The organism is Streptomyces sp. NPDC054975 (assembly GCF_053609105.1).
Genome location: NZ_JBSGWV010000020.1, coordinates 47,521 through 73,084, shown reverse-complemented (window position 1 = coordinate 73,084; position 25,564 = coordinate 47,521). Strand labels below are relative to the sequence as shown.

22 protein-coding genes are annotated in these 25,564 nt (G+C 71.0%); 10 read left to right on the top strand and 12 right to left on the bottom strand.

The window, feature by feature from the left end; translation table 11 throughout:
- Nucleotides 1-68 precede the first annotated feature (68 nt).
- From ACWF79_RS19520 to ACWF79_RS19510, 3 genes are all read right to left on the bottom strand, one after another.
- Nucleotides 69-1,511 (bottom strand): Gfo/Idh/MocA family protein, encoded by a 1,443-nt coding sequence (locus ACWF79_RS19520; RefSeq protein ID WP_453729345.1) that lies wholly within the window; start codon nucleotides 1,509-1,511, stop codon nucleotides 69-71.
- Nucleotides 1,512-1,711: 200 nt separating this feature from the next.
- Entirely contained in the window at nucleotides 1,712-4,636 is a 2,925-nt protein-coding gene (locus tag ACWF79_RS19515) for an FAD-binding and (Fe-S)-binding domain-containing protein (protein WP_453729344.1), read from the bottom strand.
- A gap of 37 nt (nucleotides 4,637-4,673) precedes the next feature.
- Complete coding sequence (locus ACWF79_RS19510) at nucleotides 4,674-5,117, bottom strand: MarR family winged helix-turn-helix transcriptional regulator (RefSeq protein WP_453729343.1); 444 nt, start codon at nucleotides 5,115-5,117, stop codon at nucleotides 4,674-4,676.
- 94 nt (nucleotides 5,118-5,211) lie between these two features.
- On the opposite strand from ACWF79_RS19510, the gene ACWF79_RS19505 reads away from it, so the two are divergent.
- Both ACWF79_RS19505 and mltG read left to right on the top strand, forming a co-directional pair.
- Complete coding sequence (locus ACWF79_RS19505; RefSeq protein WP_453729342.1) at nucleotides 5,212-7,047, top strand: ABC transporter ATP-binding protein; 1,836 nt, start codon at nucleotides 5,212-5,214, stop codon at nucleotides 7,045-7,047.
- A 309-nt stretch (nucleotides 7,048-7,356) separates the two neighbouring features.
- Nucleotides 7,357-8,220 carry an endolytic transglycosylase MltG gene (mltG, locus tag ACWF79_RS19500; RefSeq protein ID WP_453729341.1) on the top strand — a complete coding sequence of 288 codons (864 nt, stop codon included), beginning with the start codon at nucleotides 7,357-7,359 and terminating at the stop codon, nucleotides 8,218-8,220.
- Between the two features lie 60 nt (nucleotides 8,221-8,280).
- On the opposite strand, the gene ACWF79_RS19495 is transcribed toward mltG, so the two are convergent.
- From ACWF79_RS19495 to ACWF79_RS19470, 6 genes are all read right to left on the bottom strand, one after another.
- Nucleotides 8,281-9,357, bottom strand: coding sequence for an NAD(P)-binding domain-containing protein (locus ACWF79_RS19495; RefSeq protein ID WP_453729394.1), 1,077 nt, complete (start codon nucleotides 9,355-9,357; stop codon nucleotides 8,281-8,283).
- A 97-nt stretch (nucleotides 9,358-9,454) separates the two neighbouring features.
- On the bottom strand, nucleotides 9,455-10,669 hold the full coding sequence (locus tag ACWF79_RS19490; RefSeq protein ID WP_453729340.1) for an LLM class flavin-dependent oxidoreductase: 1,215 nt from the start codon (nucleotides 10,667-10,669) through the stop codon (nucleotides 9,455-9,457).
- Nucleotides 10,666-11,694 (bottom strand): ABC transporter substrate-binding protein, encoded by a 1,029-nt coding sequence (locus tag ACWF79_RS19485; RefSeq protein WP_453729339.1) that lies wholly within the window; start codon nucleotides 11,692-11,694, stop codon nucleotides 10,666-10,668. The genes ACWF79_RS19490 and ACWF79_RS19485 overlap by 4 nt, the downstream gene beginning before the upstream one ends.
- 33 nt (nucleotides 11,695-11,727) lie before the next feature.
- Nucleotides 11,728-12,462, bottom strand: coding sequence for an ABC transporter ATP-binding protein (locus ACWF79_RS19480; RefSeq protein ID WP_453729338.1), 735 nt, complete (start codon nucleotides 12,460-12,462; stop codon nucleotides 11,728-11,730).
- Nucleotides 12,435-13,301, bottom strand: coding sequence for an ABC transporter permease (locus ACWF79_RS19475; RefSeq protein WP_453729337.1), 867 nt, complete (start codon nucleotides 13,299-13,301; stop codon nucleotides 12,435-12,437). The genes ACWF79_RS19480 and ACWF79_RS19475 overlap by 28 nt, the downstream gene beginning before the upstream one ends.
- Before the next feature lie 134 nt (nucleotides 13,302-13,435).
- Nucleotides 13,436-13,519 (bottom strand): putative leader peptide, encoded by an 84-nt coding sequence (locus ACWF79_RS19470; protein WP_453729393.1) that lies wholly within the window; start codon nucleotides 13,517-13,519, stop codon nucleotides 13,436-13,438.
- 92 nt (nucleotides 13,520-13,611) lie between these two features.
- Here ACWF79_RS19470 and ACWF79_RS19465 point away from each other — a divergent pair, with 92 nt between their 5' ends.
- From ACWF79_RS19465 to ACWF79_RS19450, 4 genes are all read left to right on the top strand, one after another.
- Complete coding sequence (locus ACWF79_RS19465; protein WP_453729336.1) at nucleotides 13,612-14,031, top strand: secondary thiamine-phosphate synthase enzyme YjbQ; 420 nt, start codon at nucleotides 13,612-13,614, stop codon at nucleotides 14,029-14,031.
- A gap of 734 nt (nucleotides 14,032-14,765) precedes the next feature.
- Nucleotides 14,766-15,065: a S26 family signal peptidase gene (locus ACWF79_RS19460; RefSeq protein ID WP_453729335.1), complete on the top strand. Its 300-nt coding sequence runs from the start codon at nucleotides 14,766-14,768 to the stop codon at nucleotides 15,063-15,065.
- A gap of 113 nt (nucleotides 15,066-15,178) precedes the next feature.
- Nucleotides 15,179-17,077, top strand: coding sequence for an FHA domain-containing protein (locus ACWF79_RS19455; RefSeq protein ID WP_453729334.1), 1,899 nt, complete (start codon nucleotides 15,179-15,181; stop codon nucleotides 17,075-17,077).
- Nucleotides 17,078-17,143: 66 nt separating this feature from the next.
- Nucleotides 17,144-17,683, top strand: a complete 540-nt coding sequence (locus ACWF79_RS19450) for a SixA phosphatase family protein (RefSeq protein ID WP_453729333.1) — start codon at nucleotides 17,144-17,146, stop codon at nucleotides 17,681-17,683.
- Between the two features lie 21 nt (nucleotides 17,684-17,704).
- Here ACWF79_RS19450 and ACWF79_RS19445 read toward each other — a convergent pair whose 3' ends face one another.
- Nucleotides 17,705-18,988: a PucR family transcriptional regulator gene (locus ACWF79_RS19445; RefSeq protein WP_453729332.1), complete on the bottom strand. Its 1,284-nt coding sequence runs from the start codon at nucleotides 18,986-18,988 to the stop codon at nucleotides 17,705-17,707.
- 226 nt (nucleotides 18,989-19,214) lie between these two features.
- On the opposite strand from ACWF79_RS19445, the gene ACWF79_RS19440 reads away from it, so the two are divergent.
- Nucleotides 19,215-20,516, top strand: a complete 1,302-nt coding sequence (locus tag ACWF79_RS19440; RefSeq protein WP_453729331.1) for a lipase family protein — start codon at nucleotides 19,215-19,217, stop codon at nucleotides 20,514-20,516.
- Nucleotides 20,517-20,619: 103 nt separating this feature from the next.
- On the opposite strand, the gene ACWF79_RS19435 is transcribed toward ACWF79_RS19440, so the two are convergent.
- Both ACWF79_RS19435 and ACWF79_RS19430 read right to left on the bottom strand, forming a co-directional pair.
- Entirely contained in the window at nucleotides 20,620-21,807 is a 1,188-nt protein-coding gene (locus ACWF79_RS19435) for a PucR family transcriptional regulator (protein WP_453729330.1), read from the bottom strand.
- Between the two features lie 89 nt (nucleotides 21,808-21,896).
- Nucleotides 21,897-22,079, bottom strand: coding sequence for a hypothetical protein (locus tag ACWF79_RS19430; protein WP_453729329.1), 183 nt, complete (start codon nucleotides 22,077-22,079; stop codon nucleotides 21,897-21,899).
- Between the two features lie 237 nt (nucleotides 22,080-22,316).
- Here ACWF79_RS19430 and ACWF79_RS19425 point away from each other — a divergent pair, with 237 nt between their 5' ends.
- The 3 genes from ACWF79_RS19425 (at nucleotide 22,317) to ACWF79_RS19415 (ending at nucleotide 25,547) form a co-directional block, all read left to right on the top strand.
- Nucleotides 22,317-23,273 (top strand): DUF3068 domain-containing protein, encoded by a 957-nt coding sequence (locus ACWF79_RS19425; protein ID WP_453729328.1) that lies wholly within the window; start codon nucleotides 22,317-22,319, stop codon nucleotides 23,271-23,273.
- Between the two features lie 338 nt (nucleotides 23,274-23,611).
- Entirely contained in the window at nucleotides 23,612-24,805 is a 1,194-nt protein-coding gene (locus ACWF79_RS19420; protein ID WP_453729327.1) for a glycosyltransferase family 4 protein, read from the top strand.
- Complete coding sequence (locus tag ACWF79_RS19415; RefSeq protein ID WP_453729326.1) at nucleotides 24,798-25,547, top strand: class I SAM-dependent methyltransferase; 750 nt, start codon at nucleotides 24,798-24,800, stop codon at nucleotides 25,545-25,547. The genes ACWF79_RS19420 and ACWF79_RS19415 overlap by 8 nt, the downstream gene beginning before the upstream one ends.
- Nucleotides 25,548-25,564 lie beyond the last annotated feature (17 nt).

Genomic DNA, 25,564 nt, shown 5'->3' with positions numbered 1-25,564 from the left:
CGCCGCCTCCCCGCGGCGGAGGCCGCACCCGCGCTCGGCGCGGGTGCGGCTTGCGCGCGTGGCTCGCGCTACACGGGCTTGACCGAGTCCACGCCGGACCGGGCCTTCTTCCACTCGCCGCGCGTGAAGTCCGGGATCGCCTGCGGCGCTCCCTTGGCCTTGATCGAGTCGTGGCTGAGCGGCACCGGGGCCGTCCAGGTCGCCGCGTCGTAGACGTCGAAGTCGGGGACCAGGCCGAGCTGCATGCACTGCATCAGCCGGTAGAGCATGATGTAGTCCATCCCGCCGTGGCCGCCCGGCGGATTGGCGTGCTCCTTCCAGAGCCAGTGGTCGAACTCCTGCGCGTACGCCCCGAAGTCGCCCCACTGGTGACCCTTGTGGTCCGGCTCCAGATAGATCCGCGCCGGGTAGTCCTCGAACACGCCCCGCGTGCCACCCAGGCTGTTGATCCGGCTGTACGGGTGCGGGGTCGACACGTCGTGCTCCAGCCGGATCACGCGGCCCTTCTCCGTCTGGACCAGGCTGATCGTCCGGTCGCTCCCGACGTACGACTCCTTCCAGCTCGGGTCGCCCGGCGGCATGTTCGCCGCCCGGTACTGGCCGAGCCCGAGCGCCGGGGTGCCGAAGCTGCTGATGCTGACCACCCGGTCACCCCGGTTGACGTCCATGTAGTTGGCGACCGGACCGAAGCCGTGGTTCGGGTACAGATCGCCGCGCAGCCGCGTGTGCCAGAGCCGGCGCCACGGGCCCTCGTAGTACGAGGGAGAGAACAGCAGTTCGCGCAGATCGTGGTTGTACGCCCCCGCGCCGTGCAACAGGTCGCCGAACTTGCCCGCGTGCGCCATCCGCAGGACCCGCATCTCGTTGCGGCCGTAACAGCAGTTCTCCAGCTGCATGCAGTGGCGGCGGGTCTGCTCGGAGAGGTCGACCAGCTCCCACAGGTCCTTGAGCGTCATCGCGACCGGACACTCCACGCCGACGTGCTTGCCGTTCAGCATGGCCGTCTTCGCCATCTCGAAGTGGAGCTCCCAGGGCGTCACCACGTAGACGAAGTCCAGGTCGGTGCGCTTGCAGAGGTTCTCGTAGTCGTCCTCGCCCTTGTTGTACACGGTGGGGGCGGGCTGCCCGGCGGCGACGACCTTGGCGGCGGCCCGCTCCGTCTTGTCGCGGACCGGGTCGCAGACGGCGACCACCCGCACCCAGGGGAGGGCGAGGAAGACGTCGATCATGCTGTCGCCCCGGTTGCCGAGGCCGATGATCCCGACCCGGACCGTGGAGCGCCTGGCGAAGGGGACGTTCGCCATGGTGGCACCTCTGCGCCGGGGCGTCTCGGCGGTCTGCCCGGTGGTCGGCGCGGCAGCCTGCGCGACGGCCCCGGTCGCGGCCGCGGGCGAGGCGGCCTCGGCGTTTCCGGTGCCCAGGGCGCCGAGGCCGATGCCCGCTCCCGCGACCCCGGCCGTGGTCCGCAGGACGGAGCGACGGCTCGGCGGCTGCGGTGCGTTGTCGTTCATGGAACCTCCAGTAGCTGAGTGCACGGCTGGCTCATGAATCCCCGCTCAGGACCCTGGCCGTCGGGACTGGTGGTGCGCAAGGGCGCGGATTGGACTCTTGCGACGGGTGGTTGGACTCTTTCATTCCGCATCGCCGGACCGCGGGGACGACAAAGGTCCCTCACCCACATGGGGCAAGGGACCCACGTCGTGTTGGCCCGTCAGGGGCGCGTCGCGCGCTCCAGGGCGAGCAGCGCGGACTGATAGCTGCGGCCCGTCGCCCGGTCCATGCCGATCTCGCACATCCGGTTCGCCGACAGATGGACGTCGAACTGGCGTGCCGTCACCTCGGCGGCCTCGCGGGCGGTGGCCGAGGCCGTCAGCTCCGGATGCAGCATGCCCCGGTCACCCGCGAAGGCGCAGCAGCCCGCGTCGGCCGGTACGACCACCTCCTCGGCGCACGCCCGGGCCAGGGCCGTCAGCTGCTCCTCGTCCCCCAGATGCCGCATCGAGCACGTCGGATGCACCACCGCCGACCCCACCGTGCGCCGCACCTCAAGGCGGGGCAGCAGCTCCTCGGCCGCCCACACCAGCGAGTCGACGACCTTCAGCTCCGCGTGCAACCGACGGTTGTCCTCGCTGAGATACGGCACCACCTCGTGGGCGATCCCGAGCGTGCAGGACGACGCGTCGACGACCAGCGGGAGCCTGCCGCCCGCCGTCCAACCCCAGGCCGCCTCCACGATCCGGTTGGCCATCACCTCGTTGCCCCGCTCGTACCCCTTGGAGTGCCAGATCGTCGCGCAGCACGTACCCGCCACATCCTCCGGAATCCACACCGGCCGGCCCGCCCGGCCGGCGAGCGCCACCACCGCCTCCGGCAGCGACGGCCCCCGCAGCCCCTTGGGACCGCCGAAGATCCGGTTCACACAGGCCGGGTAGTACACGGCGACGGCCGCCGGGCGGTGCGTGCGGGGGAGCCGGCGGGCGGCCGCGCCCGGAATCTCCGGCAGCCACTCCGGTACGAGATCGGGCCGCACCGCCTTGCGCGCGAGGCCCGTCACCGCCCCCAGGATCCCGTCACCGATCCGGTCCGCCGCCGCGACCGCGAGCCGGGCCGAGGCCTCCACGGCCCGGAAGTTCGTGGCCGCGAGCGCCGCGATCCGCTCCTCGCGCTTCGAATGCCGCTGATGACGGAACTCCCTCATCAGCGCGCCCGTGTCGATCCCCACCGGGCAGGCCAGCTTGCAGGTCGAGTCGCCCGCGCAGGTGTCCACGGCGTCGTAGCCGTACGCCTCCAGCAGGTTCGCCTCCACCGTCGAACCGCCACCCTGGCGCATCACCTCGCGGCGCAGCACGATGCGCTGCCGTGGAGTGGTCGTCAGATCCTGGCTGGGGCACGTCGGTTCGCAGAAGCCGCACTCGATGCACGGGTCGGCGATCGCCTCGACCCTCGGGATCGTCTTCAGGCCACGGAGATGGGCCTGGGGATCGCGGTCGAGGACGATCCGCGGGGCGAGCACCCCCGCCGGATCGATGACCTCCTTGATCCGCCACATCAGCTCCGTCGCCTTCGGCCCCCACTCCAGCTCCAGGAAGGGAGCGATGTTGCGGCCGGTGGCGTGCTCGGCCTTGAGCGAGCCGTCGAACCGCTCCACCGTCAGCTTGCAGAACTCGTCCATGAACGCGGCGTACCGCTCCACGTCCGCCGGGTCGCCCGCGTCGAAGGCCAGCAGGAAGTGCAGGTTGCCGTGGGCGGCGTGACCGGCCACGGCCGCGTCGAAGCCGTGCCGGGCCTGGAGGTCGAGCAGTTCGGCACAGGCCTCGGCGAGCCGGGCCGGCGGTACGGCGAAGTCCTCCGTGATCAGCGTCGTACCGGAGGGGCGGGAACCGCCCACCGCCGTCACGAACGCCTTGCGCGCCTTCCAGTAGCCGGCGATCGTGCCGGGGTCGCGGGTGAAGGTGTTGTCCACCGAGGCGACGGGCGCGACGAGCTCCAGCTCCGCCAGGACCTCGGCCGCCGCCCGTTCGTACGCCTCCTGCGCCGCGGTGTCCGGGGCGCGGAACTCCACCAGCAGCGCCGCCGTCTCCTTGGGCAGCTCCGCCCAGTCGGCGGGGACCCCCGCCACGCTGACCGAGGCGCGCAGGGTGTTGCCGTCCATCAGCTCGACCGCGAGCGCCCCGGCCTCGTTGAAGCGCGGCACGGCGGCGGCCGCGGCGGTCAGCGAGGGGAAGAACAGCAACGCGGTGGAGACCTGGCGATCCAGGGGGAGCGTGTCGAAGACGACCTCGGAGATGAAGGCGAACGTGCCTTCCGAACCGACCATGAGCCCGCGCAGGATCTCCACGGGCGTCGCGCCGTCCAGGAAGGCGTCCAGACGGTAGCCGTTGGTGTTCTTGATGGAGTACTTGGCGCGGATACGGGCCACGAGCTCCGCGTCCGCCTCGATCTCCTCCTTGAGCTCCAGCAGGCCCGCGCAGAGGCGGGGCTCGGCGCGCGCGAGGTCTTCGTCGGCGGCCGGGTCGCCGGTGTCGACGACGGTGCCGCTCGGCAGGACGACGGTGAGGGAGGAGACCGTCCGGTACGAATTCCTCGTCGTCCCCGCCGTCATGCCCGAGGCGTTGTTGGCGACGACCCCGCCGATCGTGCAGGCGACGGCGCTCGCCGGGTCCGGGCCGAGGACCCGGCCGTGGCGGGCGAGGGCCGCGTTGGCCCGGACGACGGTGGTGCCGGGGCGGATCCGGGCGCGGGCGCCGTCGTCGAGGACCTCGACCCCGGCCCAGTGCCGGCGCACGTCGACGAGGATGTCCTCGCCCTGCGCCTGGCCGTTCAGACTGGTCCCGGCCGCCCGGAAGACCACCTCGCGGCCCTTGCCGTGGGCGTAGGAGAGCACGGCGGAGATGTCGTCGACGTCCTCCGCGACCACCACGACCTGGGGCACGAAGCGGTAGGGGCTGGCGTCGGAGGCGTACCGCACGAGGTCGGAGATCTTGGAGAGGACCTTCTCGGGGCCGAGGAGCGCCACCAGCTCCTCCCGCATGCGGCGCGGGGTGCCACGGGACTGGAGATCGGGGACCCGGTCGGGGGCGGGCCGACGCTCCGCAGCGGGGCGCAGGGAGTGCGGGTTCGGCTCCAGCAGTGGCATGTCACGGCTCCCCTCGGCGCTCCAGGCGCCCGCGCGGTCAGCAGCGGCGCTCCGGCACGTGGTCGACCAGAGCGGACAGCAGACCTTCGAGCACCTCGCGCTGATCGACGGTCAATGGAGCAAGGATGTCCTCTGCGGCCGCCCGACGCGCGCTGCGCAACGCGCGCAGCGTCTCCCGCCCGGTGTCCGTCAGCTCGATCCTGATCACCCGTCGGTTCGTCGGATCGGCGACCCGGCGCACCCGCCCGGCCGCCTCCAGGCCGTCCACGAGGCTGGTCACGGCCCGGGGGACGACCTCCAGGCGCTCGGCGAGATCGGCCATCCGGGGCGGCTGCTCGTAGTGCGCGACCATGCGCAGCAGCCGGGACTGCGCGGGCGTGATGCCGACCGGCTCGAGGAGTCGCTTCTGGCTGCGCTGCAGCCGGCGGGTGAGGCGGAGGAGCTGCTCGGCGAGAAGACCGTCGGCGTCGGGGCTGTTCATGGGGGAACAATATCAGGACCTTGTTCATTGTGAGTATAGGTAACAATGAGCTATGCTCTGATCGTCCTGACCTCTCACACCCTCGTAGGAGCCCATGCGTATCCATGCAGAGTCCGACTGGACACCTCCACCACGCGATTCCACGCAGCCGAAGGAGCCCGCCCAGGTGCGGCGCATCCTGCGGCTCTTCCGCCCGTACCGAGGCCGGCTCGCGCTCGTCGGCCTGCTCGTCGGCGCCTCGTCCCTGGTGTCGGTGGCCTCGCCGTTCCTCCTCAAGGAGATCCTCGACACCGCGATCCCCCAGGGCCGGACCGGGCTGCTCAGCCTGCTCGCCCTCGGCATGATCGCCACGGCCGTGATCACCAGCGTCTTCGGCGTGCTCCAGACCCTCGTCTCCACCACCGTCGGCCAGCGCGTGATGCACGACCTGCGCACCGCGGTCTACGGCCGGCTGCAGCGGATGCCGCTCGCCTTCTTCACCCGCACGCGCACCGGCGAGGTCCAGTCCCGCATCGCCAACGACATCGGCGGCATGCAGGCGACGGTCACCTCGACCGCCACCTCCCTCGTCTCGAACCTCACGGCCGTCGTCGCCACCGTCGTCGCGATGCTCGCGCTCGACTGGCGGCTCACCGTCGTCTCGCTGCTCCTGCTGCCCCTCTTCGTCTGGATCAGCCGGCGCGTCGGCCGCGAGCGCAAGAGGATCACCACCCAGCGCCAGAAGCAGATGGCCGCGATGGCCGCGACCGTCACCGAGTCGCTCTCCGTCAGCGGCATCCTGCTCGGCCGCACGATGGGCCGCTCCGACTCGCTGACCCGGTCCTTCGCAGAGGAGTCCGAGCGCCTCGTCGACCTCGAAGTGCGCTCCTCCATGGCCGGACGCTGGCGGATGTCCACCATCGGCATCGTCATGGCCGCCATGCCCGCGTTGATCTACTGGGCCGCGGGCCTCGCCCTCCAGGCCGGTGGCCCCGCCATATCGCTGGGCACCCTGGTCGCCTTCGTCTCGCTCCAGCAGGGCCTCTTCCGCCCGACGGTGAGCCTGCTCTCCACCGGCGTCCAGATGCAGACCTCCCTCGCCCTCTTCCAGCGGATCTTCGAGTACCTCGACCTGCCGGTCGACATCACCGAGCCCGCGGAGCCGGTTCGGCTCCGGAAGATCAGCGGCGAGGTGACGTTCGAGAACGTCGACTTCCGCTACGACCCCGAGGCCCCGGGTGGGCCCACGCTCGACACCATCGACCTGACCGTGCCGGCCGGTGGCAGCCTCGCCGTGGTCGGGCCCACCGGCTCCGGCAAGTCCACGCTCAGCTATCTCGTGCCCCGGCTCTACGACGTGACCGGCGGCCGGGTTCTGCTCGACGGCGTGGACGTCCGCGACCTCGACTTCGACACCCTCGCCCGGGCCGTGGGCGTGGTCTCGCAGGAGACGTACCTCTTCCACGCCTCCGTCGCCGACAACCTGCGCTTCGCCAAGCCCGACGCCACCGACGAGGAGATCCGCGCCGCCGCCCGCACCGCGCAGATCCACGACCACATCGCCGCCCTGCCCGACGGCTACGACACCCTCGTCGGCGAGCGCGGCTACCGCTTCTCGGGCGGCGAGAAGCAGCGCCTCGCGATCGCCCGCACCATCCTGCGCGACCCGCCCGTGCTCATCCTCGACGAGGCGACCAGCGCCCTGGACACCCGCACCGAACACGCCGTCCAGCAGGCCATCGACGCCCTCTCCGCCGGACGTACCACCATCACCATCGCCCACCGGCTCTCCACCGTCCGGGACGCGGACCAGATCGTGGTCCTCGACGCGGGCCGGATCGCCGAGCGCGGCAACCACGAGGAGCTCCTCGCCCGGGACGGGCGGTACGCCGCCCTCCTGCGCCGTGACGAACACACGAACGCGGGAGCGGTTGTTCCCCAGAACGTGTGATCGTCACCGGATTCGTTGCTCAACTCCCTTGTGGCAGCTGATGATTACGGTGCGCAAGCGACGGGCTGCAGACCGCGACCGCGCACAGTCCCACAGATGCACTTCGCACAAGGAGAAGCACCACCATGAACGTCATCACCAACCTGCTCGCCGGCGTCTTCCACTTCCTGGGATGGCTCGTCTGACCCACGCGCCCGGTACGCCACGCAGGAAGGCGGCGCCGTCGGTCCCCCGTCCCAGGGGGCCGGCGGCGCCGCCGCGTGTGCGGGGCTCCGCGGTTTCGCGTGCGGGCCGGGTTAGCGTGCGCCCATGACGTACCGGTCCTGGCAGCCCGAACACCGTCGCCGCCGCTCCCGGCTCACCCGGCGCGGCTGGATCACCCTGCTCCTCGGCGCCGCCCTCGCCGTCGCCGCTGCGATCACCGTCCCCCTGCTCCTGCTCGGCGAGGAGAAGCCCGCTCCCGAGAAGCCACGGTCCCTGGTCATCCCCGAGGGCTGGCGGGCGGGCCAGGTCTACGCGGCCGTCGACCGCTCCCTCGGCCTCGCCGCGGGCACCACCCGCAAGGCGGCGGTCGCCCCGGTGGCCCCGCTCGGTCTGCCGGCCGCCGCCCAGGGAAACCCCGAGGGATACCTCTTCCCGGCGACCTATCCGGTCGTGTCGGCGACGACCCCTGAGGGGCTGCTCCGCTACATGGTCCAGACGGCCGGCAAGCGCTTCGGCGCCGACCACATCACCGCGGGCGCCCAGCGCAACGGGGTGAGCGTGCACCAGACGGTGATCATCGCGAGCATCGTCCAGGCGGAGGCCGACACCACCGAGGACATGGGCAAGGTCGCCCGCGTCGTCTACAACCGCCTGGCCCGGGGCATGGCGCTCCAGATGGACTCGACCCTGAACTACGCCCTGGGGCGCTCCACCGTGGACACCACCCACGCCGACACCAAGATCGACCATCCCTTCAACACCTACGAACGCACCGGGCTGCCGCCCACCCCGATCGGAAACCCGGGGGAGCAGGCGATGACGGCCTCGATCCAACCGGCCAAGGGCGACTGGCTGTACTTCGTGACCGTGAAGCCGGGGGACACCCGGTTCACCGCCGACTACGCCGAACACCGGGCGAACGTCGAGGAGTTCAACGCGAACCGCCGCGCGGCGCGGGGAGAGGGCTGAGCGGCAGGAGGAGGTTGCACAGGGCGGGGTAAGGCTGGACGGCCGGTGCCGCAGACCGCGCTACGAGACGGCCGCCGGCTCCCGGTCCAGCAGGCGGCGGATCTCGGTGACGGCCGCGCGCCCGGCCCGGTTGGCGCCGATCGTCGAGGCCGAGGGGCCGTAGCCGACGAGATGGACGCGCTCGTCCCGTACCGCCCGCGTCCCCTCCACCTGGATGCCGCCGCCCGGCTCGCGCAGCCGGAGCGGGGCCAGGTGGTCGATCGCGGCGCGGAAGCCGGTCGCCCAGAGGATCACGTCGGCGTCCACGGTCCGGCCGTCGGCCCAGGCCACCCCGGTCGGCGTGATGCGGTCGAACATGGGGTTCCGGTCCAGGACACCGCGCTCGCGGGCGTCGCGGATCGCGTCGGTAAGCGGCAGGCCCGTGACGGAGACGACGCTCTGCGGCGGCAGCCCCTTCCGTACCCGCTCCTCGACCAGCGCGACCGCCGCCCGGCCCGCCATCTCGCCGAACGGTCCCTCGCGGTAGACGGGCTCGCGCCGCGTCACCCAGGTGGTCTCCGCCGCGACCTCGGCGATCTCCATCAGATGCTGGGTCCCGGAGGCGCCGCCGCCCACGACGATCACCCGCTGCCCGGCGAACTCCTCGGGCCCCGGATAGTTCGCCGTGTGCAGCTGGCGGCCCCGGAAGGTCTCCTGGCCCGGGTAGCGGGGCCAGAAGGGGCGGTCCCATGTGCCGGTCGCGTTGATCAGGGCACGGGTGGCGTACGCCCCCTCCGAGGTCTCCACCAGCAGTCGCCCGCCCTCGCCCTCGCGGACGGCACGCACCTCCACGGGGCGGTGGACGCGCAGGTCGAAGCGCTCCTCGTACGCCGTGAAGTATCCGCCGATCACCTCCGACGAGGGGCGGCGGTCGTCGGCGCCGGTCAGCTCCATGCCGGGCAGCGCGTGCATGCCGTGGACCTTGCCGTAGGTGAGCGAGGGCCACCGGAACTGCCAGGCGCCGCCGGGGCGAGGGGCATGGTCGAGCACGACGAAGTCCTGGTCCGGGGCGAGGCCGGTGCGGCGCAGGTGGTACGCGGCGGACAGCCCCGCCTGGCCAGCGCCGATGACGACCACGTCGACGTGGCGCGGGTCCATGCCGGTGTCCTGTCCGCTCCCGAAATCGTTCACGATTCCACCAACCGTGGCGGGCGCCCGGATCTTCCCGCCGCGCCCGCCACGGCGTTCCCGCCCCCTACCGCCCGCCGCCCGCCACGAGGAGGGGAGCGCCGCCGGGCGCGGAGGCCGGGCGCCCGTTCGCCGCCGGGACGGCGAGCAGCGGCGAGGCGGGGATCCTCGGCAGCAGCCCGCGCGCCGCCAGCTCGGGGGTCACGCCCTCCCCGAACCAGTACGCCTCCTCCAGGTGCGGGTAACCGGAGAGCACGAAGTGCTCCACCCCGAGGGCGTGGTACTCCTCGATCCGGTCGGCGACATCCGCGTGGCTGCCCACCAGCGCGGTGCCGGCCCCACCGCGTACGAGCCCCACGCCCGCCCACAGGTTCGGCGCGATCTCCAGCTTGTCCCGGTCCAGCGAGCCGCCGCCGTGCAGCGCCAGCATCCGCTGCTGCCCGACCGACTCGCTCCGGCCCAGCGTCTGCTGCGCCACCGCGATCGTCTCCGCGTCGAGGTCGGACAGCAGCCGGTCCGCCGCCGTCCAGGCCTCGCGGGCGGAGTCCCGCGAGATGGTGTGCAGCCGGATGCCGAACCGCACCTCGCGCCCGCGCTCCTCGGCGAGCCCCCGGATCCAGTCGATCTTCTCCTTGACCTGCCACGGCGGCTCGCCCCAGGTCAGATACACATCGGCGTGCTCCGCCGCGACCGGCCCGGCCGCCGCCGAAGAGCCACCGAAGAAGATCTCCGGCAGGGGGTCCGGTGGCAGGGCGGTCAGTGCGCCCGCCACCTGATAGTGCTCACCCTCGAAGTCGTACGGCTCCCCGGTCCACGCCCCGCGCACGACCTTCAGGAACTCGGCCGTGCGAGCGTAGCGCCGGTCGTGGTCCAGATGGTCCCCGAAACGGCGCTGCTCCACCGAGTCCCCGCCCGTGACGACGTTGAGGAGCAGCCGGCCCCGCGTGATCCGCTGGTACGTGGCCGCCATCTGCGCCGCGAGCACGGGCGAGATCACGCCCGGACGGAACGCCACCAGGAACTTGAGCCGCTCGGTGTGCTGGGCAAGCGCCGCCGTCGTCAGCCAGGCGTCCTCGCACCACGTTCCGGTCGGTGTCAGCACGGCCTCGAAGCCCAACCGCTCGGCCGCTTTGGCGATCTGCGCCAGATACTCGATGTCGGGGGCGCGTACACCGGTCACGGTCCCGGACCGGGTGATGCCGCCGTCGGTGTAGGCGTGCCGGTCGACGAGCGTACGGCCGTCGCCGCCGGTCGGCAGGAACCAGTGCAGATGGACGGTCATGAGGAGGAGCCCTTTCCGTAGACGCGCGCCGGGGTGGTGGACGGCGGCAGGTTCTTGTCGAAGCGGGTGTCGACGTAGTCGGCGAAGTCGAACCGCCGTGGGATCAGCTTCAGTTCCGCGAAGGCGTCGGCGATCCGCTGCTCGGAGGCGATGGCCTCCTTGTCGAGGGCGACCGCGATCCGGGTACCGCTGCTGCGCTTCACGGCGGCGAGCGCCACGTCGTAAGGCAGCCCGGTCTCCTTCGCCCAGACCTTGGCCCAGACGTCCGGATGGGCGTGCACCCAGTCCTGGGCGCGCCGCAGCCGCTCGATGTAGTCGCCGATCGCCGCGGCCTTCTCCTTGTCGGCGAGCGCGGCGGGCGAGGCGACCTGGAACCCGAGACCGTTGACCAGGCCCCTGCCGTCGGTCAGCACCCGGGCCGTGCCGTTGGCGAGGACCTGCGAGGTGTACGGGTCCCAGACGGCCCAGGCGTCGACCTTGCTGCTGGTGAACGCGGCGAGTGCGTCGGCGGGTTGGAGCAGGCTCACCTTGACGTCGTCGAGCGACAGCCCTGCCTTCTTGAGCGAGGCGATCAACTGGAAGTGGGCGGAGCTGCCCTGGGCGACGGCCACCGTCCCGCCCTTCAGGTCCTGGGGCGTGCGCAGCGGCGAGCCCTCCGGCACGAGGATCGCCTCCCCGGCCGGGTCGCCGTGGGTGGCGGCGACGACGGTGATCTTCGACCCGGCGCCGGCGGCGAAGACGGGCGGGGTGTTGCCGACGGCCCCGATGTCGACGGCCTGGGCGTTGACCGCCTCCAGGAGCGGCGGCCCTGAGGTGAAGGTCGACCAGGAGATCCGGTAGGGCAGATCGTCGAGTTCGCCGGCCGCGCGAAGGATGGCTTCCGAGCCGCCCTTCTGGTCGCCTACGCGCAGGACGAGGGAGCCATTGCCGTCGCTCCCCGAGTCGGCGGACGAGGGGGAGGAGCAGGCGGAGGCGAGCAACGCGAGGGGAAGGAGGAGGACGGCGGGCAGAAGTGAACGCTTCATCGGCGGAGTCCTTCGGGTAACGGGACGCGGGGGTCAGGCGGCGTGGTGGACGGCGGGGAGCTCCGTCTCGACGCCGAGCTCGGCGAGGAGACGGGAGCGCAGGACGGCGAACTCCGGATCACCGGCGAAGCGCGGGCGTTCGAGGTCGACGGGGGTGTCGTAGGCGATGACGCCGTCCCGCATCACCAGGGCCCGGTCGGCGAGCAGCAGCGCCTCGTCGACGTCGTGCGTCACCAGGAGCACGGCGCACCCACGCCGCTGCCACAACTCGGCCACCAGACGCTGGGCCTTGATGCGCGTGAGCGCGTCGAGCGCCCCGAAGGGCTCGTCGAGGAGCAGGAGGTCCGGTTCCCGTACGAGGGCGCGGGCGAGCGAGGCACGCTGGGCCTCGCCGCCGGACAGGGTCTTCGGCCAGGCACCCGAACGATGACCGAGCCCGACCTCCTCCAACGCCCGTTCGGCAAGGGCTCGTTCGGGCCTGCCGGGCAGCCCGAGCAGCACGTTGCGCCACACCCGTTTCCAGGGCATCAGGCGGGGAGCCTGGAAGGCGACGGCCCGCCGCCGGGGGACGAGGACGGTACCTGAGATGTCCCGGTCGAGCCCCGCGAGCACCCGCAGCAGCGTGGACTTGCCGCAGCCGCTGTGGCCGAGGAGCGCGGTGAACTCCCCGGCCCGCAGGGTCAGATCGAGCTGGTCGATGACGGGGCGGCCGTCGAAGGAGCGGGTCAGCCCCTCGATGGTCACTGCCCGGTGAAGGTCGGTCGCCATTGCAGCAGCAGCCTTTCGAGAGTACGGACGACGGCGTCGGCCAGCAGGCCGAGGAAGGCGTAGACGACGAGGCAGACGACGATGACGTCGGTACGGAAGAACTCCCGCGCCTGGTTCATCAGGAAGCCGATGCCGGCGTCGGCGTTGATCGACTCGCCGAAGACCAGCGCGAGCCAGGCGGTCGCGAGGGAGTACCGCAGCCCGGTCATGGCACCCGGCAGCGCCCCGGGCAGGACGACGTGGCGGATGAGCCCCCAGCGCTTCAGCCCCAACGACTCCCCGGCCTCGACGAGTTGGGCGTCGACCCCGCGGATCCCGGCGTAGACGTTGAGGTACAGATGGAAGGCGACACCGAGCGCGATCAGCGCCACCTTGGGCGCCTCGCCGATACCGAGCCAGATGATGAACAGCGGGATGAGCCCCACCCAGGGGACGGTCCGCAGCATCTGCACGGCCGCGTCGACGAGATCCTCACCGAGCCGGGAGAGCCCGGAGACCAGCGCGAGGGACACACCGATGGCTCCTCCCAACAACAGCCCGACGGCGACGCGTTGGAGTGACACACCCATGGCGTTCGGCAGCGTGCCGTCGGCGATCAGCTCTGCACCGGCGCGGGCGATGGTCCCGGGGGACGCGAGCACGTCGGCGGCGAGCACGCCGGTCGAACTGAGCACCTGCCAGGCGACGAGCAGGAGCAGGGGTCCGACGGTCCGACGCAGCCAGCGGGGTACGCGGGACAGCCGTCCGGATCCACTGCGGGCCTCAGGAATCACCTCCTCAAGTAGTGAAACAGGGGATATGTCCGGCAGTGCTTGGGGCGGGGCATGGCCGACCGTCATGAAGGAACTCCGCAGGAAGGCGAAAGAGAGGGAGGGGAGGGCTGGGCGCGCGTCAGCGTCCGTTCGTGGCGGCGCCGGGACGGCGCGGCGACGACGGGTGTCGGCGCGGAGAGCTCAGAAGGTGTGAGAGGGCGTCAGCAGCCGCGACGACAGGCGGCGGAGGCCACCCGCAGCAGGTCGATGTGACCGCGCGTGGTGAGCAGGGCTTGACGCAACATGGCGCGAACGTAGCGACTCGTTCGGGTGGCGGTCAACGGTGTCTCGGAGCGTGGACGAACCGTCCCGCGCCGTGAGCGGGCAGGATGGCCTCATGTCCACCTTCTCCTCCCGCGTCCTCACGCTCACCACCGGCACTTCGGAGACGGTCACCGACCTGACCAGTGCCTGCACGGACTTCCTCACCGAGATCGCCCCGGGCCGCGACGGCCTCCTCAACCTCTTCGTCCCGCACGCCACCGCGGGCCTGGCCATCCTCGAAACCGGCGCGGGCAGCGACACCGACCTCCTGGCGGCGCTGCACCACCTCCTCCCGGCCGACGACCGCTGGCAGCACCGACACGGCTCCCCGGGCCACGGCCGTGACCACGTCCTCCCGGCCATGGTCCCGCCCCACGCGACGGTGCCGGTCCTGGACGGCCGGCTGGAGCTGGGCACCTGGCAGTCGATCTGCCTCGTCGACACGAACAAGGACAACCCGGAGCGGCAGGTGCGGCTGAGCTTCCTGGGCTGATCAAGCCGATCGAGATCTTCCTGGGTGTGGCCGCGGATTCTCCTTACGCTCCGGCGAAACGGGATACATCGTCCACCGGGTGAATGCCGGGGCTACAACGCGAGGTGGTGGGGCGACAATTCCGGCACCTGCGACATGGGATTCCGGAACTGCAACCCCGGATGCCACCTCTTCGGCTGTGACTGGTGCGGCGACGTTTTCGGCACGACTTCCGGAAAAAGGATTCTCCATGTGGGTGCAGCGTGTCATCGGTTTCACCGGGTGGGAGCCGTCGGCGCACTCTGTCGACCGGGATGAGGTCGAGAGGGAGCTGCAGATTCCGCTGCCGGCCGACTACAAAGAGCTGTGCGAAGCTTTTGGCGGAGGCACGTTCTGTGATTCCGTGTCCTTTCTCGGGAACATGGAAGGACCCGTGTTCAATCTCGTCACGCGGTGGAAGGCGACATGTCCCCCTCGGAATTCCTGTACCGCGTTCTCGCGGACAAGGAGTTCAAGCCTTTCGGTGTCGCGGAGTACGGCCTTGACCCGACGTTCCGTCCGGGCCGCTCGGTCGCGGCAGTTGAGCAGAGACACGCAGGGAGGGGTGCTGGTGCAGTCGCAACGTGCGGGCCGCGGTTTCAGAGTCGCCGCCTGGGCGCTGGTCCCGGTGGGGTTGGTGCTGTTGCTGGGAGTTATGGGGAGTAGGGGCCACCGGTGACCTGGGCCGGGAACAGATCACCGTCGCAGGCGACGCGATGCGGCCCACCTATCGGCCGGGTGGGCGGCCGGCCGTGGGGCCGGTCGACGCAGGCGAAATACGTCGAGTCGACGTCGTCCTCGTCAGTGTTGCCGGGCCGCTACGGGGACGCACCCGCCCGCAGCGCGTGATCGGCCTGGGCGGAGACCGTGTGGAGTCCAGCGACGGTACGCGGGTCGCGGTGAACGGTAAGGGCCTGACCTTCTCGACCGTGCGTGCGAACCCGTACGTGGCCGTTACTCATTGCTCCGGATCGGTCGGTCCGCATGGCTTCTCAGCCGCCCCGCGGCCGGAATAGGCTTGCTCTGCGTGCCGGTCGCCTCGCGGTGTGTGACGGAGGGGGCTTCTGATGTCGGGTGACCGGTTTCGCCTTTCGTCATCGGATCCGTGACTCATGGAATTGGGTGACCCATGCCTCCTCGGCTCGTTGGCCATCAAGGATCTCTGGCGGGACAGCAGTTCCCGATCGGCGCCACACCACTGACCCTGGGCCGCAACGGCGACAACAACGTAGTGATCACGGTGGGGAACGTCTCACGCTTCCACGCCGAAGTGCGTCGCGAGCGCCACGGGTTCGTCCTGTACGACAGCGGCAGCAGCAATGGAACGCGTGTCAACGGGGCGCGTGTGACCTCGCATGAACTGCAGCCCGGCGATCTCATCGAGATAGGAACCGAGACGTTCCGCTTCGAGGCGGCCGACGCGATGGAGACCATCCTCGACCTCTCCGTGCTGGGGCCGATCACTCCCTCCAAGGCGACCCTGGAGGCAGGGCCCGTGCTGAACGTCACGATCTCGGGCGGCGGTCCCGTCGGCCTGAGTTTCGCCCTGCTCCTCGAACACCTCATGGGGCCACGCGTGGCCATCACGGTCTACGACGGCCGATGGGTTCAGGACGGGGCGAAGGTCGTCTGGAAGAGCGACGGGCAGGGCAACGTCAGGCGGCAGCAGGTCGTCACTGTGCAGAGCCGCCAGTACCTGAACCTCCCCGACGAGGTGCAGGGGCGGCTGTTCAGAGGCGATGCCTACACCGAGATGTGGCCGGTCGGCCCCGACTCGCTCCGTGGCTACAACCCGAGGAACCTCCGCATCGCCTACATCGAGGACACCCTCCTCGAACTCGCCAACGAGAAGCCGGACCGGATCCGGCTGGTTCCTGACGCGTTCGACCCGGCCGAGTACCACAAGGCCGAGGCCACGGACCATGTGCTCGCCGTGTGCGAGGGAGGCCGCTCCCGGACACGGGAGTATTTCACCGACAAGTTCGGCAACGCCGACAAGTCCATCTACTCGCTGCACGGTCAGCATGTTCAGGACGTCGTCCTGGGGCTGCGCGTCAAGTCGACCCTGACGGACCCCATGACGGTCCTGCTGACCGTCGCGCAGAACCGCTTCCTTCTCAACTCCCTGCGCGGAGAGGGGTTCTTGAACATGCGGCTCACCGACGCCGAGGCCGCCGAAGTGGTCGGTATCGATCCGGTGCGGCACGTGTTCGAGGACTGCATCGCCTCACGCCCCTGCGTGATGGGGCGGGACGGTCACGGCGACTTCCAGTGCTCGACGCACAGCACGCTCTTCCTGCCCGCCATGGTCAGAGGGTCCGCCCTGTGGAAGCGGGTGCTGGAGGGGCTGGCGCTCTTCGGTGTCGCCGAGAAGGACCTGAGCGCCGTCACGGCCTTCCGGCTCGACATGGTCCAGCGGCCCCGGTTCACCACCCGGCTCCGGTCGGCCACGGCGACCACCCCGGGGACGTACGGGTTCCTGCTCGGCGACGCGGCCAACGCCATCCATTTCTGGCCGGGACGCGGCCTCAACAGCGGGCTGGGCTCCGCCATCTCGCTTGCCCGGTCCCTCAACGGCGCATGGACCGGCCGGCCGTTCCGGGACGCCGACTTCGCACGCCACGAAGCAGCCATGTCCATGCTCCAGTACCGGCACAAGAGCCGCGCGTGGAACACGATGATCACCACCGACGAGAACGGTGTCAGCCGTGCCATCAAGGAGAAGATCGCCCAGAGCATCGAGGAGTCGGAAGGGAAGGACCTGGACAGGAACGCGGACACCGACGCGCTCATGGAACGGCTGCGGGGAATCCGCGACCGGCTGGCATCACGCGTCCCCGGCATGCCCGACGACTCGACCCTCCGAAAGCATCTCGCAACACTCAACTCCGACACCCTCCGCATCTTGTGGGAGAGCGGGGCGTGGGACACCCTGATCGTCGGGGGCGAAGAGGTGGACATCGACATCTTCTACCAGCAGGACTCGCCGGCCACGGCCGCCCTCACGAGGTCCCCCGCCGCGAAGTGAATCGGTACGTCGTCGTACCCGCCCTCGGGCGGGCCGCGGCTCGGCTGGGGCGCGTACCTTTGAGGTGTGGAAACCGCCCGTGAAACCGCCCTCCCGCTGCGGCGGCTGGTCGTTCTGCGGCACGCCAAGAGCGCGTGGCCCGAGGGTGTGCCCGACCATGACCGTCCCCTCGGCCCGCGAGGTCTTCGCGACGCCCCGGCGGCCGGCCGTTGGCTGAGGGATGCCCACTGCCTGCCCGAACTCGTCCTGTGCTCCACCGCCCGCAGAGCGCGTTCGACCTGGGAGCTGGCCGCCGCCGAGATGCCCGGGACTCCGCCCACCCGCCACGAGCGGCGCGTCTACGCGGCGGACAGCCACAGCCTTCTCGACGTCGTACGCGAAGTGCCGGACGAGGTGGGGACGTTGCTGCTGGTCGGACACAACCCGGGCCTGCAGGAGCTGGTCCTGCTGCTGGCCGGAGAGGCGCTCGACGACACCCTGCAGCGCGCGGAGACCAAGTTCCCCACCTCGGCCATCGCCGTGCTGGCACGGCGCGGCGCATGGGCCGACTTCGCGCCCGGCGCCGCGCTCCTGACCGACCTCGCAGTCCCGCGTGGACAGCGGTGAGCCGGCCCGGGCAAGGGCCGTTCAGCCCTGGCGCGAGGCGTCGACGCCCGGGTTGCCGCGCCGTACCGCGTCGTGGGCGGCGAGTGCGGCGTGCAGGGTGACCAGGTCGGCGCCCCGGGACGCGTCAAGACCGGTGAGATCCGTCGCCTTGCGCAGGCGGTAGTCCACCGTGTTCGGGTGGACCTGGAGCCGCGCCGCGGCCCGGCGGCGGTCGAGGCTGCAGGCGAGGAAGGTGCGCAGGGTGGTGAGCAGCTCCGGGCGGGTGTCCAGCGGGTCGAGCAGCGCGGCGAGCCCGTCCCTGGCGGGGCTCGGACGGCTCAGCTGGTATTCGAGCAGCACGTCGTCGAGCAGGTACAGCCCTGGTCCACGGCCGGAAGCCTCGGCCACCTCACGCACCTCGCCCGCCAGCCGGGCGGCGTCCGCGACGCCCTCCGGTGGCGCGGCGGTCGCCGCGGCAAGCACCTCGGCGCCGCACATCCGGCCCAGTTCCACGACCAGTTGGGACAGCCGGTCCCGGTCGTCAGGGCCGAAGTCGGCGGCCGGCGCCTTGTGCGGGATGAGGACCAGCCCGCCGCCACCTGACAGCACGGACAGCGGCACGCCCACCGTCTGGCGCTGCAGTTCGTTGCGCAGCCGCCGTAGTTTGCGGCGTGCGGCGACCGCGTGGTCCACGCCGGGCACCAGCTCGTCCGGATGCCGTCCCACGGAGATGCTCAACACCAGGTAGCAGGGCGGCAGTCGGACACCGGCGCGGTCGGCCGCGGCCTGGGGGCTGCCGCCCTCCAGGAGTCGGGACAGCAGCGACTGCAGGGCGACCTGCTCGTCGCTCAGGGCCGTCTGCCGCTCCTGTACGTACCCGGCGGCGACCTCGCAGCTCACCAGTCTGAGATACGTGAGCATGTGACGCTGGACCAGCAACAGGTCGCTCAGGTCGCCCGGTTCGGCGGCCGGAAAGACATGGGCGGCGCACTCCTCCGCACCGATGTGATAGGCGCCCACCACGGCCTCCAGCGGCACTCCCTCGTCGGCGCGCCGGGCCGACGACTCGCGTATCGCCGTCTGCTCCGCCTGATCCGGCAACTCCCCGGTGCGCACCATCTCGGCGAAGCACCGGATGCCGCGGGTCACCTGCTTGGCGATGTCGCTGCCGAGCTGTTCCGGCGGCAGCCTTCCGTAGACGGGCAGCCGTTCGACGAGCCGGATCATGACCGCGCGCTCCAGTGCGCCGGCGGCGGCCTGGAGCCGCTCGTATACCGGAACGCCGCCGAAGCGTGGCGCCGAGTTGCGAGCCGCGGCGTTGGACACGGTCACAATCCACCTCGCAATTCTCTGTTGCCCGCCCTGGGCGCGCCGCGGCGTACCGCCGTCATCATGTTTCCGGGACATCTCCTACTGGTTGGTAACACGTCAGGCCGGTGAATTGCCAGGTGCCCGCCCACCGGCGCGTCGCCCCCCCCACTCACGAATCGAGGAAGCCTTGCCCAGGACCGCCGTTCGTCTGATCCCCATCGCTGTCGTCACCGCGGCGGCCATGACCGCCGCGCCGGCGGCCACCGCCACCGTCTCCACGCCGGCTGCGACCACGGCCACGGCTGCATCCACCGCGAGCGACCCGTTCTACACCTACGACGGCAGCGAGCCCCTGTCGTCGTTCGCCCCGGGCACCGTGCTGAAGACGCGGACGCTCCCGTACCACCTCGTCGGGATTCCCACGCCGCTGAAGGCGATCCAGCTGCTCCACCGCAGCACGGATGCCCAGGGACGCCCGGCCGCCAACGTGACCACGGTGGTGCGCAGCCTCACGGGTGACGGAAGCAAGGCCGTGTCCTACCAGTCCTTCTACGACTCGCTGAACCCGGAGGACGGGCCGTCCCGAGCCATCGCCGGTAACCTCACCCTCGGCGGCGTGATCCCCAACGTCGAGGCCGTCTTCATGGCGACGCTGCTGGCGAAGGGCTACAGCCTCGTCATCCCGGACACCCAGGGACAGCGCGCCGCCTTCGCCGCGGGACCCGAGTACGGAACCAACACCCTGGACTCGATCCGTGCCGCGACCAGGTCCCCGGAGACGGGGCTGAGCGACCACACCCGGTTCGGTCTCATGGGCTACTCGGGCGGCGCCATCGCCACGAACTGGGCGGCCGCGCTGGCACCGTCGTACGCCCCCGACGTGAACCGGAAGCTCGTCGGCTTCGCCGAGGGCGGCCTGCTCGTGACCCCGGCGCACAACCTGAAGTACGTGGACGGCTCCCTCTCCTGGTCGGGCGTCATCCCGATGGCGATCATCGGCGTCTCCCGCTCCTTCGACATCGACGTCAAGCCCTACCTGAACAGCTACGGCCTGAAGGTGTACGCGGAGCTGGAGAAGGGCTCCATCATCGACGCCCTCGGCCACTACCCGGGTCTGACCTGGAAGAAGATGGCGAAACCCGAGTACGAGAACATCAACTCGGTTCCCCAGCTCGTCACGGCGGTGAACCGGATCAACCTCGGCTCCGCCGCCACGCCGACCGTCCCGGGGTTCATCGCCCAGGGCGACGCGGGCGTCCTGGAGGGCACCTTCAGCAACCACCGGGGAATCGGCACGGGCGACGGAGTCATGGTCGCCGGGGACGTGCGCGCGCTCGCGCGGCAGTACTGCGCCACGGGCAACTCCGCCATCACCTACCGGCAGTACGAGCTGCTCAGCCACGTCGGCGTGCCCGTCGTCTGGGCCCCGCTCGCGATGGACTGGCTCGACGACCGCTTCGCGGGGCGGACGGCTCCGTCCGACTGCGGACGCATCCCCGCAGGCAACTCGCTGGCACCGGAGGAGCCGGCGCCGCTGTCCTGATCCGCTTGTGGTCCTGCCGCTCGGATCGCGTGGCAGGACCGGGTGAGGCAGCCGGGCACCACGGCATGAGCCAAGCGTCGGACACGAGGCCTCGCCTCCGCCGTCAGTCAGGCGGCGGGACGAGGTCTCCGCGCATCCGCCGGGTACGGAGCACCAGCTCCAGCTCGAAGCGGCGGTCCGGGTCGTCCAGGTCGTCGCCCCACAACTCACGGAGCTGTCGCAGCCGGTAGCGCACGGTCTGCGGGTGGACCCCCAGCCGGGCGGCCACCTCCGGGGCACCCCCGCGCGTTTCCAGCCAAGCCAGCAGCGTCTCCGCGAGCCGGTGTGCGTGCGCCGGGCCGCCGGACTCGTCCAGCTGCGCCAGCCTCCGCCGGGCAAGATCGTCGATCAACTCACTCGCGGGCAGCAGCACCAGGGCTTCGACGTGCTCGCCGCAGTGCAGCAGCCGCCCGCGCGGCAGCAGACCCTGCTCGATCATCCCGACGGCGGCCTCGGCCCACCGCAGCGACGTGACGGCCTCCGCCACGGGGACCGACGGGCCGATCGCCCCCGACCAGCCGGCGACCGCCCGGTCCAGCAACTCCGCGCGTCCGGGAGCGTCCGGGTCCGGTACGACGAGGCGCGGCCGCTCGCCCTCCATGTCGACCAGCACCTCCTCGCCCACGGCAGGGGCGACGGCCTCCGCGGCGGGGCGGAGCAGCACGGCCACCGCCACCTTCTCGGGCAGTTGCCAGCCCACGTCGGCCGCGCGGTCGGCGAGGAAGGCCGACGGATCCGAGCGGTGCTCGGCGAGCAGGAGATCGACGAGAAGACGTTGCAGACGCAGCCGCTCCCCGGCCTGGCGGGCGATGGCTTCGGCGTAGCCGCGTACCGACTGGGCCACCATCACGTCGAGGTACTCGAAGGCGGACTCGGCGAGCTCGTACATGGCCGAGGACGGGATCTCGGCCTGCTGGCCGATCTCCGCCATGCGCCGCCAGGAAAGGCGCACGCCCAGCCGGTAGATCCCCTGCAGGGAGTCCAGGCTGCGCCCCTGAGCGACCTCGCCACGCCCGAAGTCCCGGAACATTTCCGGGAGTTCACTGGGCCGGTCCGAGCCCGTGGTCATCTGCTCCACGAAGAGCTCCAGCGCGTGCCGGATCGCCACCAGGGCCTTCGGCTCTCCGGACTCGTCGACCGTGAACACGAGGCCCGGGTACTCCCGCCGGATGGCGGCGAGGATGTCCTGTGCCAGCTCGGGGACCTGCTCCAGGGCCCGGTCCGCGAACTGCTGAATCCGTTCTTGTGGCACATCGCGCCACGCTGACGAGGCTTCCAAACCACCGCTCCTGGATGTCCGGTCTTCATGAGCTCGGTCAGCCGGGCCTGCACAGGCACAAACTAGCCCGCGCCGGGGCCAGGTGTGCCGGAGGGCCCTTGGATGGGCGGGTCGGGGAATGTGACGAGCGGCACATTCTGCTGCTCGGGTGCGGCGTCGAGAGCGGCGACGATTCCGAAGGCGGCGCCTGTGGCCAGAGCGGCGGCGGCGACGCAGGTCAGGAGGGCGGCGAGCAGTCTGGACATGAGGATGATCGGCCTCTCAGTCGATGAGGTCTGTCACCCAGCGCGCCGGCCCGGTCCGGCGCGGTCAGTATGCGAGGCGCATTGACAGGTGGTCAAGCTCCACCTAGCTTCGCCGTTCACAGCAGTGTTACTACCGGGTAAGTCGCTCGTCGCCCCGGACAGGCTGTGATTCGTGCGCGCGGCCCGTCCCGCACCGCCCTGAACTCCCGCATCTCGCGTCCGTATCGGAGTACCAGAATGCGTCGTTCAACATCACCTTTGTCCCTGATTCTGCTGGGCGCCGGTGTCTTTCTGCTGGTGTTCACCCAACTGCTCGCCTGGTACGTGGAGCCGCGCGCCAAACGCACGCCGACCGACACGGTCTCCACGACGGTCTTCGAAGGGCGAGGCAGCTACTTCGACACCGGGTCCGTCGCCACGGTGGACGACCAGACGATCACGATCACCCGCCGGGTGCTGGGGGACGTCGCCGCAGGTGAGCGGAGCGGCAACGCGATCTGGGACGTGTCGACCCAGATCGACACGCCGAAGACGCTGCCGCTGGCCGACCCGCGGAAATCCCTGCAGTGGACCACCGAACGCTGGGTGACCGACCGCCGGACGAACCTCCCGGTGCACTGCTGCGAGGAGAAGCCCGGGTTCGAGGGTGAGGCGTACCTGAAGTTCCCGTTCGATGTCGAGAAGCGTACGTACGCCTGGTGGGACAGCAGTCTCGGTGCCACCGTGCCGCTGGCGTTCGACAAGGCCACCAGGATCGACGGGCACGAGGGCTACCGCTTCGTCGGCGCCGTCGAGGCCACCGCGACGGGCACCCGGCTGGTGCCCGGCGTGCTGGTGGGCAGCAAGGAGCCGGGGCAGGTGCTGGCCGAGGAGTGGTACTCCAACGCGAGGATCGAGCTGACCGTGGACCCCCGCACGGGGCGGATCATGAACGCGATGATCGCGCCGACCAAGACGCTGCGGGCCCCGGGCTCGAAGAAGGACGCGGTCACCCTGCTCTCCAGCGAGCGGCTGGAGTTCACCGAGGCGACCCGGCGTGAGCAGGTGAAGCTGGCCTCCGAGGACAGCGGCCGGCTGGAGCTGCTCGGCGAGACCGCGCCCCTGGCGGGCGGGATCGCGGGCGGTCTGCTGGTCGCCGCGGGCGCGGTGCTGCTGACGCGGGGCCGCCGAGAGCCGCAACACTCAGAAGAGTGATGAAACAGGGTCCGCCGATCGACTCGAACTTGTCACCGGCGTGAGTAGCCGGACGAATCGCTTGAACGAACACTGACGTTACCCCTCGGTAAGACCAGTGTTTCCCGGTGGAAGGGGCTCTCACCTCAGGGTCTCCCGCCGTACTGGTGTCGGACAGGACACCCTCACGTCCTGGTCCGGCATCGCAGCACCCGCTGTACCCGCACCCGCTGCACCCGCACTCCGCTGTACCCGCACCCGCTGTACGCGCACACCGAGCCAGCCCAGCGCTTCATCCCGGAAGCCCGGCCGTCCCCCCACCCGCCTGCGTCCCGCAGCCCCCGAGTTGGAGCACCTCTATGCCCCAGCGCGCGTCCGCCCTGGTCCCCGGCCAGAAGGACCCTCTTTCCCTTCCCGCTCAAGCCCTCACCGGTTCCGTCCCCTCCCCCCAGGCGCCTCTGCCGCGCAGGATCACCTTCCTCGCCCGCCGCGACGTGGCCAACCGTGCCGCCGGTGGCTCGGAACTGCTCATCGACCGGATCGCCGACGGTCTGACCGCCGGCGGCCACGAGGTCACGCTCGTCTGCGGCGGCCCTGCCGCGGCGCGCGACTACCGGGTGGTCTCCGCGGGGGGTGACGCAGGTCACTTCCTGCGCGCCAGGGGGACCTTCGCCCGCGAGGTCGGCGACTGCGACCTGCTGGTCGAGGTGTGCAACGGCATGCCGTACCTGGCGCCGCTGTGGCACCGCGGACCGACGTTGTGCCTGGTCAACCACGTGCACACGGATCTCTGGCAGATGCGCTTCCCGGGTCCGGCGGCACGGCTCGGACGCAGGCTGGAGCACTGGGCGCTGGCAGGCACGCACCGCGACAACCTGATGGTGGCCGTCTCCGAGTCCACCGCCTCGGAGCTGCGCGGCATCGGCGTGGCCGCGGACCGCATCCGGATCGTCCACAACGGTGTCGAGGACCCCGGCCCGCCGCTCCCCGAGGCGAAGGAACCGCTGTTCCTGGCAGTCGGCCGACTGGTCGAGTACAAGCGCATCGACCTGCTCCTCAGGCTGTGGGAGCGGGTCCGCCCCGTCACCGGCGGCCGGCTCGTCATCGTGGGCGACGGTCCCGAACGGGAGCGGCTCGAAGCCATGGCCGGCCCCGCCGTGACGTTCGCCGGACGGGTGTCGGAGGCCGAGAAGCACCGGCTGATGTGCGAGGCGTGGCTCCTGCTGCACCCCTCCCTCGTCGAGGGCTGGGGTCTGGTCGTCACCGAGGCGGCCGCCCGTGGCACCCCCGCCATCGGTTTCGACATACCCGGCCTGTGCGACTCCGTCGAGGACGGGGAGACCGGGGTGCTCGCCCGGGGCGAGAGTTCGTTCGCCGCCGCGTGGTGCGCCCTGTCCCTCAGTAGCGAACGGCGCGCGGCCATGGGACGCGCCGCCGCGCAGCGCGCCAAACGCTTCCGCTGGAGCGCGACGGTCCGTCAGTTCCAGGAGGTCGCCGCCGAGGCCGTGGCCCGCGCCGCCCTCCAGGGACGCGGCGGGAGCGGCCATGGCTGAGATCGGCGAACGTGGCTTCAAGGATCCGTCGTTGAGACGGTCGGCGGCCCTCTTCCGGGCGTTCATGCGCGAGCCCAGCGACCCCGAGCGGTGCTACACCCTGCTGGCCCGCGACTCGGTCGCCCAGGTGGCACGCCATGTCGACCTGGCCGGCAAGATCGTCGTGGACGTCGGCGGCGGCAGCGGCCACTTCACCGAGGAGTTCCGCCGCCGTGGCGCGCAGAGCTACCTCTTCGAGCCCGACCTGCGGGAGCTGAGCGCCCGCGGCCCGGTCACCGAGGACGCGGTGCTGGCCGACGGCTATCTGCTGCCGCTCGCCGACGGGGCGGCGGACGTCTGTTTCTCGTCCAACGTGCTTGAGCACGTGTCGGACCCGCAGACCTTCATCAGCGAGATGGCACGGGTCACCCGCCCCGGCGGACTGATCTACCTGTCGTTCACCAACTGGCTCTCCCCCTGGGGAGGTCACGAGACCGCGCCGTGGCACTACCTCGGGGCCGACCGGGCCCGCGAACGCTACGAACGGCGCACCGGCCGCCCGGCCAAGCACACGCTCGGCGAGAACCTCTTCCCCGTCCACATCGGCCCCACCCTTCGGCACGTCCGTGCCCGCGACGACGTGCAGGTCGTCACGGCGCGCTCCCGTTACTGGCCGTTCCTCGCGAGCACGATCACCCGGGTGCCGGGACTCCGCGAGATCGCCACCTGGAATCTGCTGCTGATTCTCAGGCGAACCCCATGAGGGCGACGCCCATGCGC

Bases quoted from the DNA above. Each gene is read 5' to 3' on its own strand.
- ACWF79_RS19475 (WP_453729337.1), bottom strand. From the start codon at position 13,301: ATGACGGTCGGCCATGCCCCGCCCCAAGCACTGCCGGACATATCCCCT.
- ACWF79_RS19515 (WP_453729344.1), bottom strand. From the start codon at position 4,636: ATGCCACTGCTGGAGCCGAACCCGCACTCCCTGCGCCCCGCTGCGGAG.
- ACWF79_RS19460 (WP_453729335.1), top strand. From the start codon at position 14,766: ATGCGGCCCACCTATCGGCCGGGTGGGCGGCCGGCCGTGGGGCCGGTC.
- ACWF79_RS19495 (WP_453729394.1), bottom strand. From the start codon at position 9,357: ATGGACCCGCGCCACGTCGACGTGGTCGTCATCGGCGCTGGCCAGGCG.
- ACWF79_RS19485 (WP_453729339.1), bottom strand. From the start codon at position 11,694: ATGAAGCGTTCACTTCTGCCCGCCGTCCTCCTCCTTCCCCTCGCGTTG.
- ACWF79_RS19490 (WP_453729340.1), bottom strand. From the start codon at position 10,669: ATGACCGTCCATCTGCACTGGTTCCTGCCGACCGGCGGCGACGGCCGT.
- ACWF79_RS19480 (WP_453729338.1), bottom strand. From the start codon at position 12,462: ATGGCGACCGACCTTCACCGGGCAGTGACCATCGAGGGGCTGACCCGC.
- ACWF79_RS19420 (WP_453729327.1), top strand. From the start codon at position 23,612: ATGCCCCAGCGCGCGTCCGCCCTGGTCCCCGGCCAGAAGGACCCTCTT.
- ACWF79_RS19520 (WP_453729345.1), bottom strand. From the start codon at position 1,511: ATGAACGACAACGCACCGCAGCCGCCGAGCCGTCGCTCCGTCCTGCGG.
- ACWF79_RS19440 (WP_453729331.1), top strand. From the start codon at position 19,215: ATGACCGCCGCGCCGGCGGCCACCGCCACCGTCTCCACGCCGGCTGCG.
- ACWF79_RS19455 (WP_453729334.1), top strand. From the start codon at position 15,179: ATGCCTCCTCGGCTCGTTGGCCATCAAGGATCTCTGGCGGGACAGCAG.
- ACWF79_RS19470 (WP_453729393.1), bottom strand. From the start codon at position 13,519: ATGTTGCGTCAAGCCCTGCTCACCACGCGCGGTCACATCGACCTGCTG.
- ACWF79_RS19430 (WP_453729329.1), bottom strand. From the start codon at position 22,079: ATGTCCAGACTGCTCGCCGCCCTCCTGACCTGCGTCGCCGCCGCCGCT.
- ACWF79_RS19415 (WP_453729326.1), top strand. From the start codon at position 24,798: ATGGCTGAGATCGGCGAACGTGGCTTCAAGGATCCGTCGTTGAGACGG.
- mltG (WP_453729341.1), top strand. From the start codon at position 7,357: ATGACGTACCGGTCCTGGCAGCCCGAACACCGTCGCCGCCGCTCCCGG.
- ACWF79_RS19465 (WP_453729336.1), top strand. From the start codon at position 13,612: ATGTCCACCTTCTCCTCCCGCGTCCTCACGCTCACCACCGGCACTTCG.
- ACWF79_RS19425 (WP_453729328.1), top strand. From the start codon at position 22,317: ATGCGTCGTTCAACATCACCTTTGTCCCTGATTCTGCTGGGCGCCGGT.
- ACWF79_RS19505 (WP_453729342.1), top strand. From the start codon at position 5,212: ATGCGTATCCATGCAGAGTCCGACTGGACACCTCCACCACGCGATTCC.
- ACWF79_RS19510 (WP_453729343.1), bottom strand. From the start codon at position 5,117: ATGAACAGCCCCGACGCCGACGGTCTTCTCGCCGAGCAGCTCCTCCGC.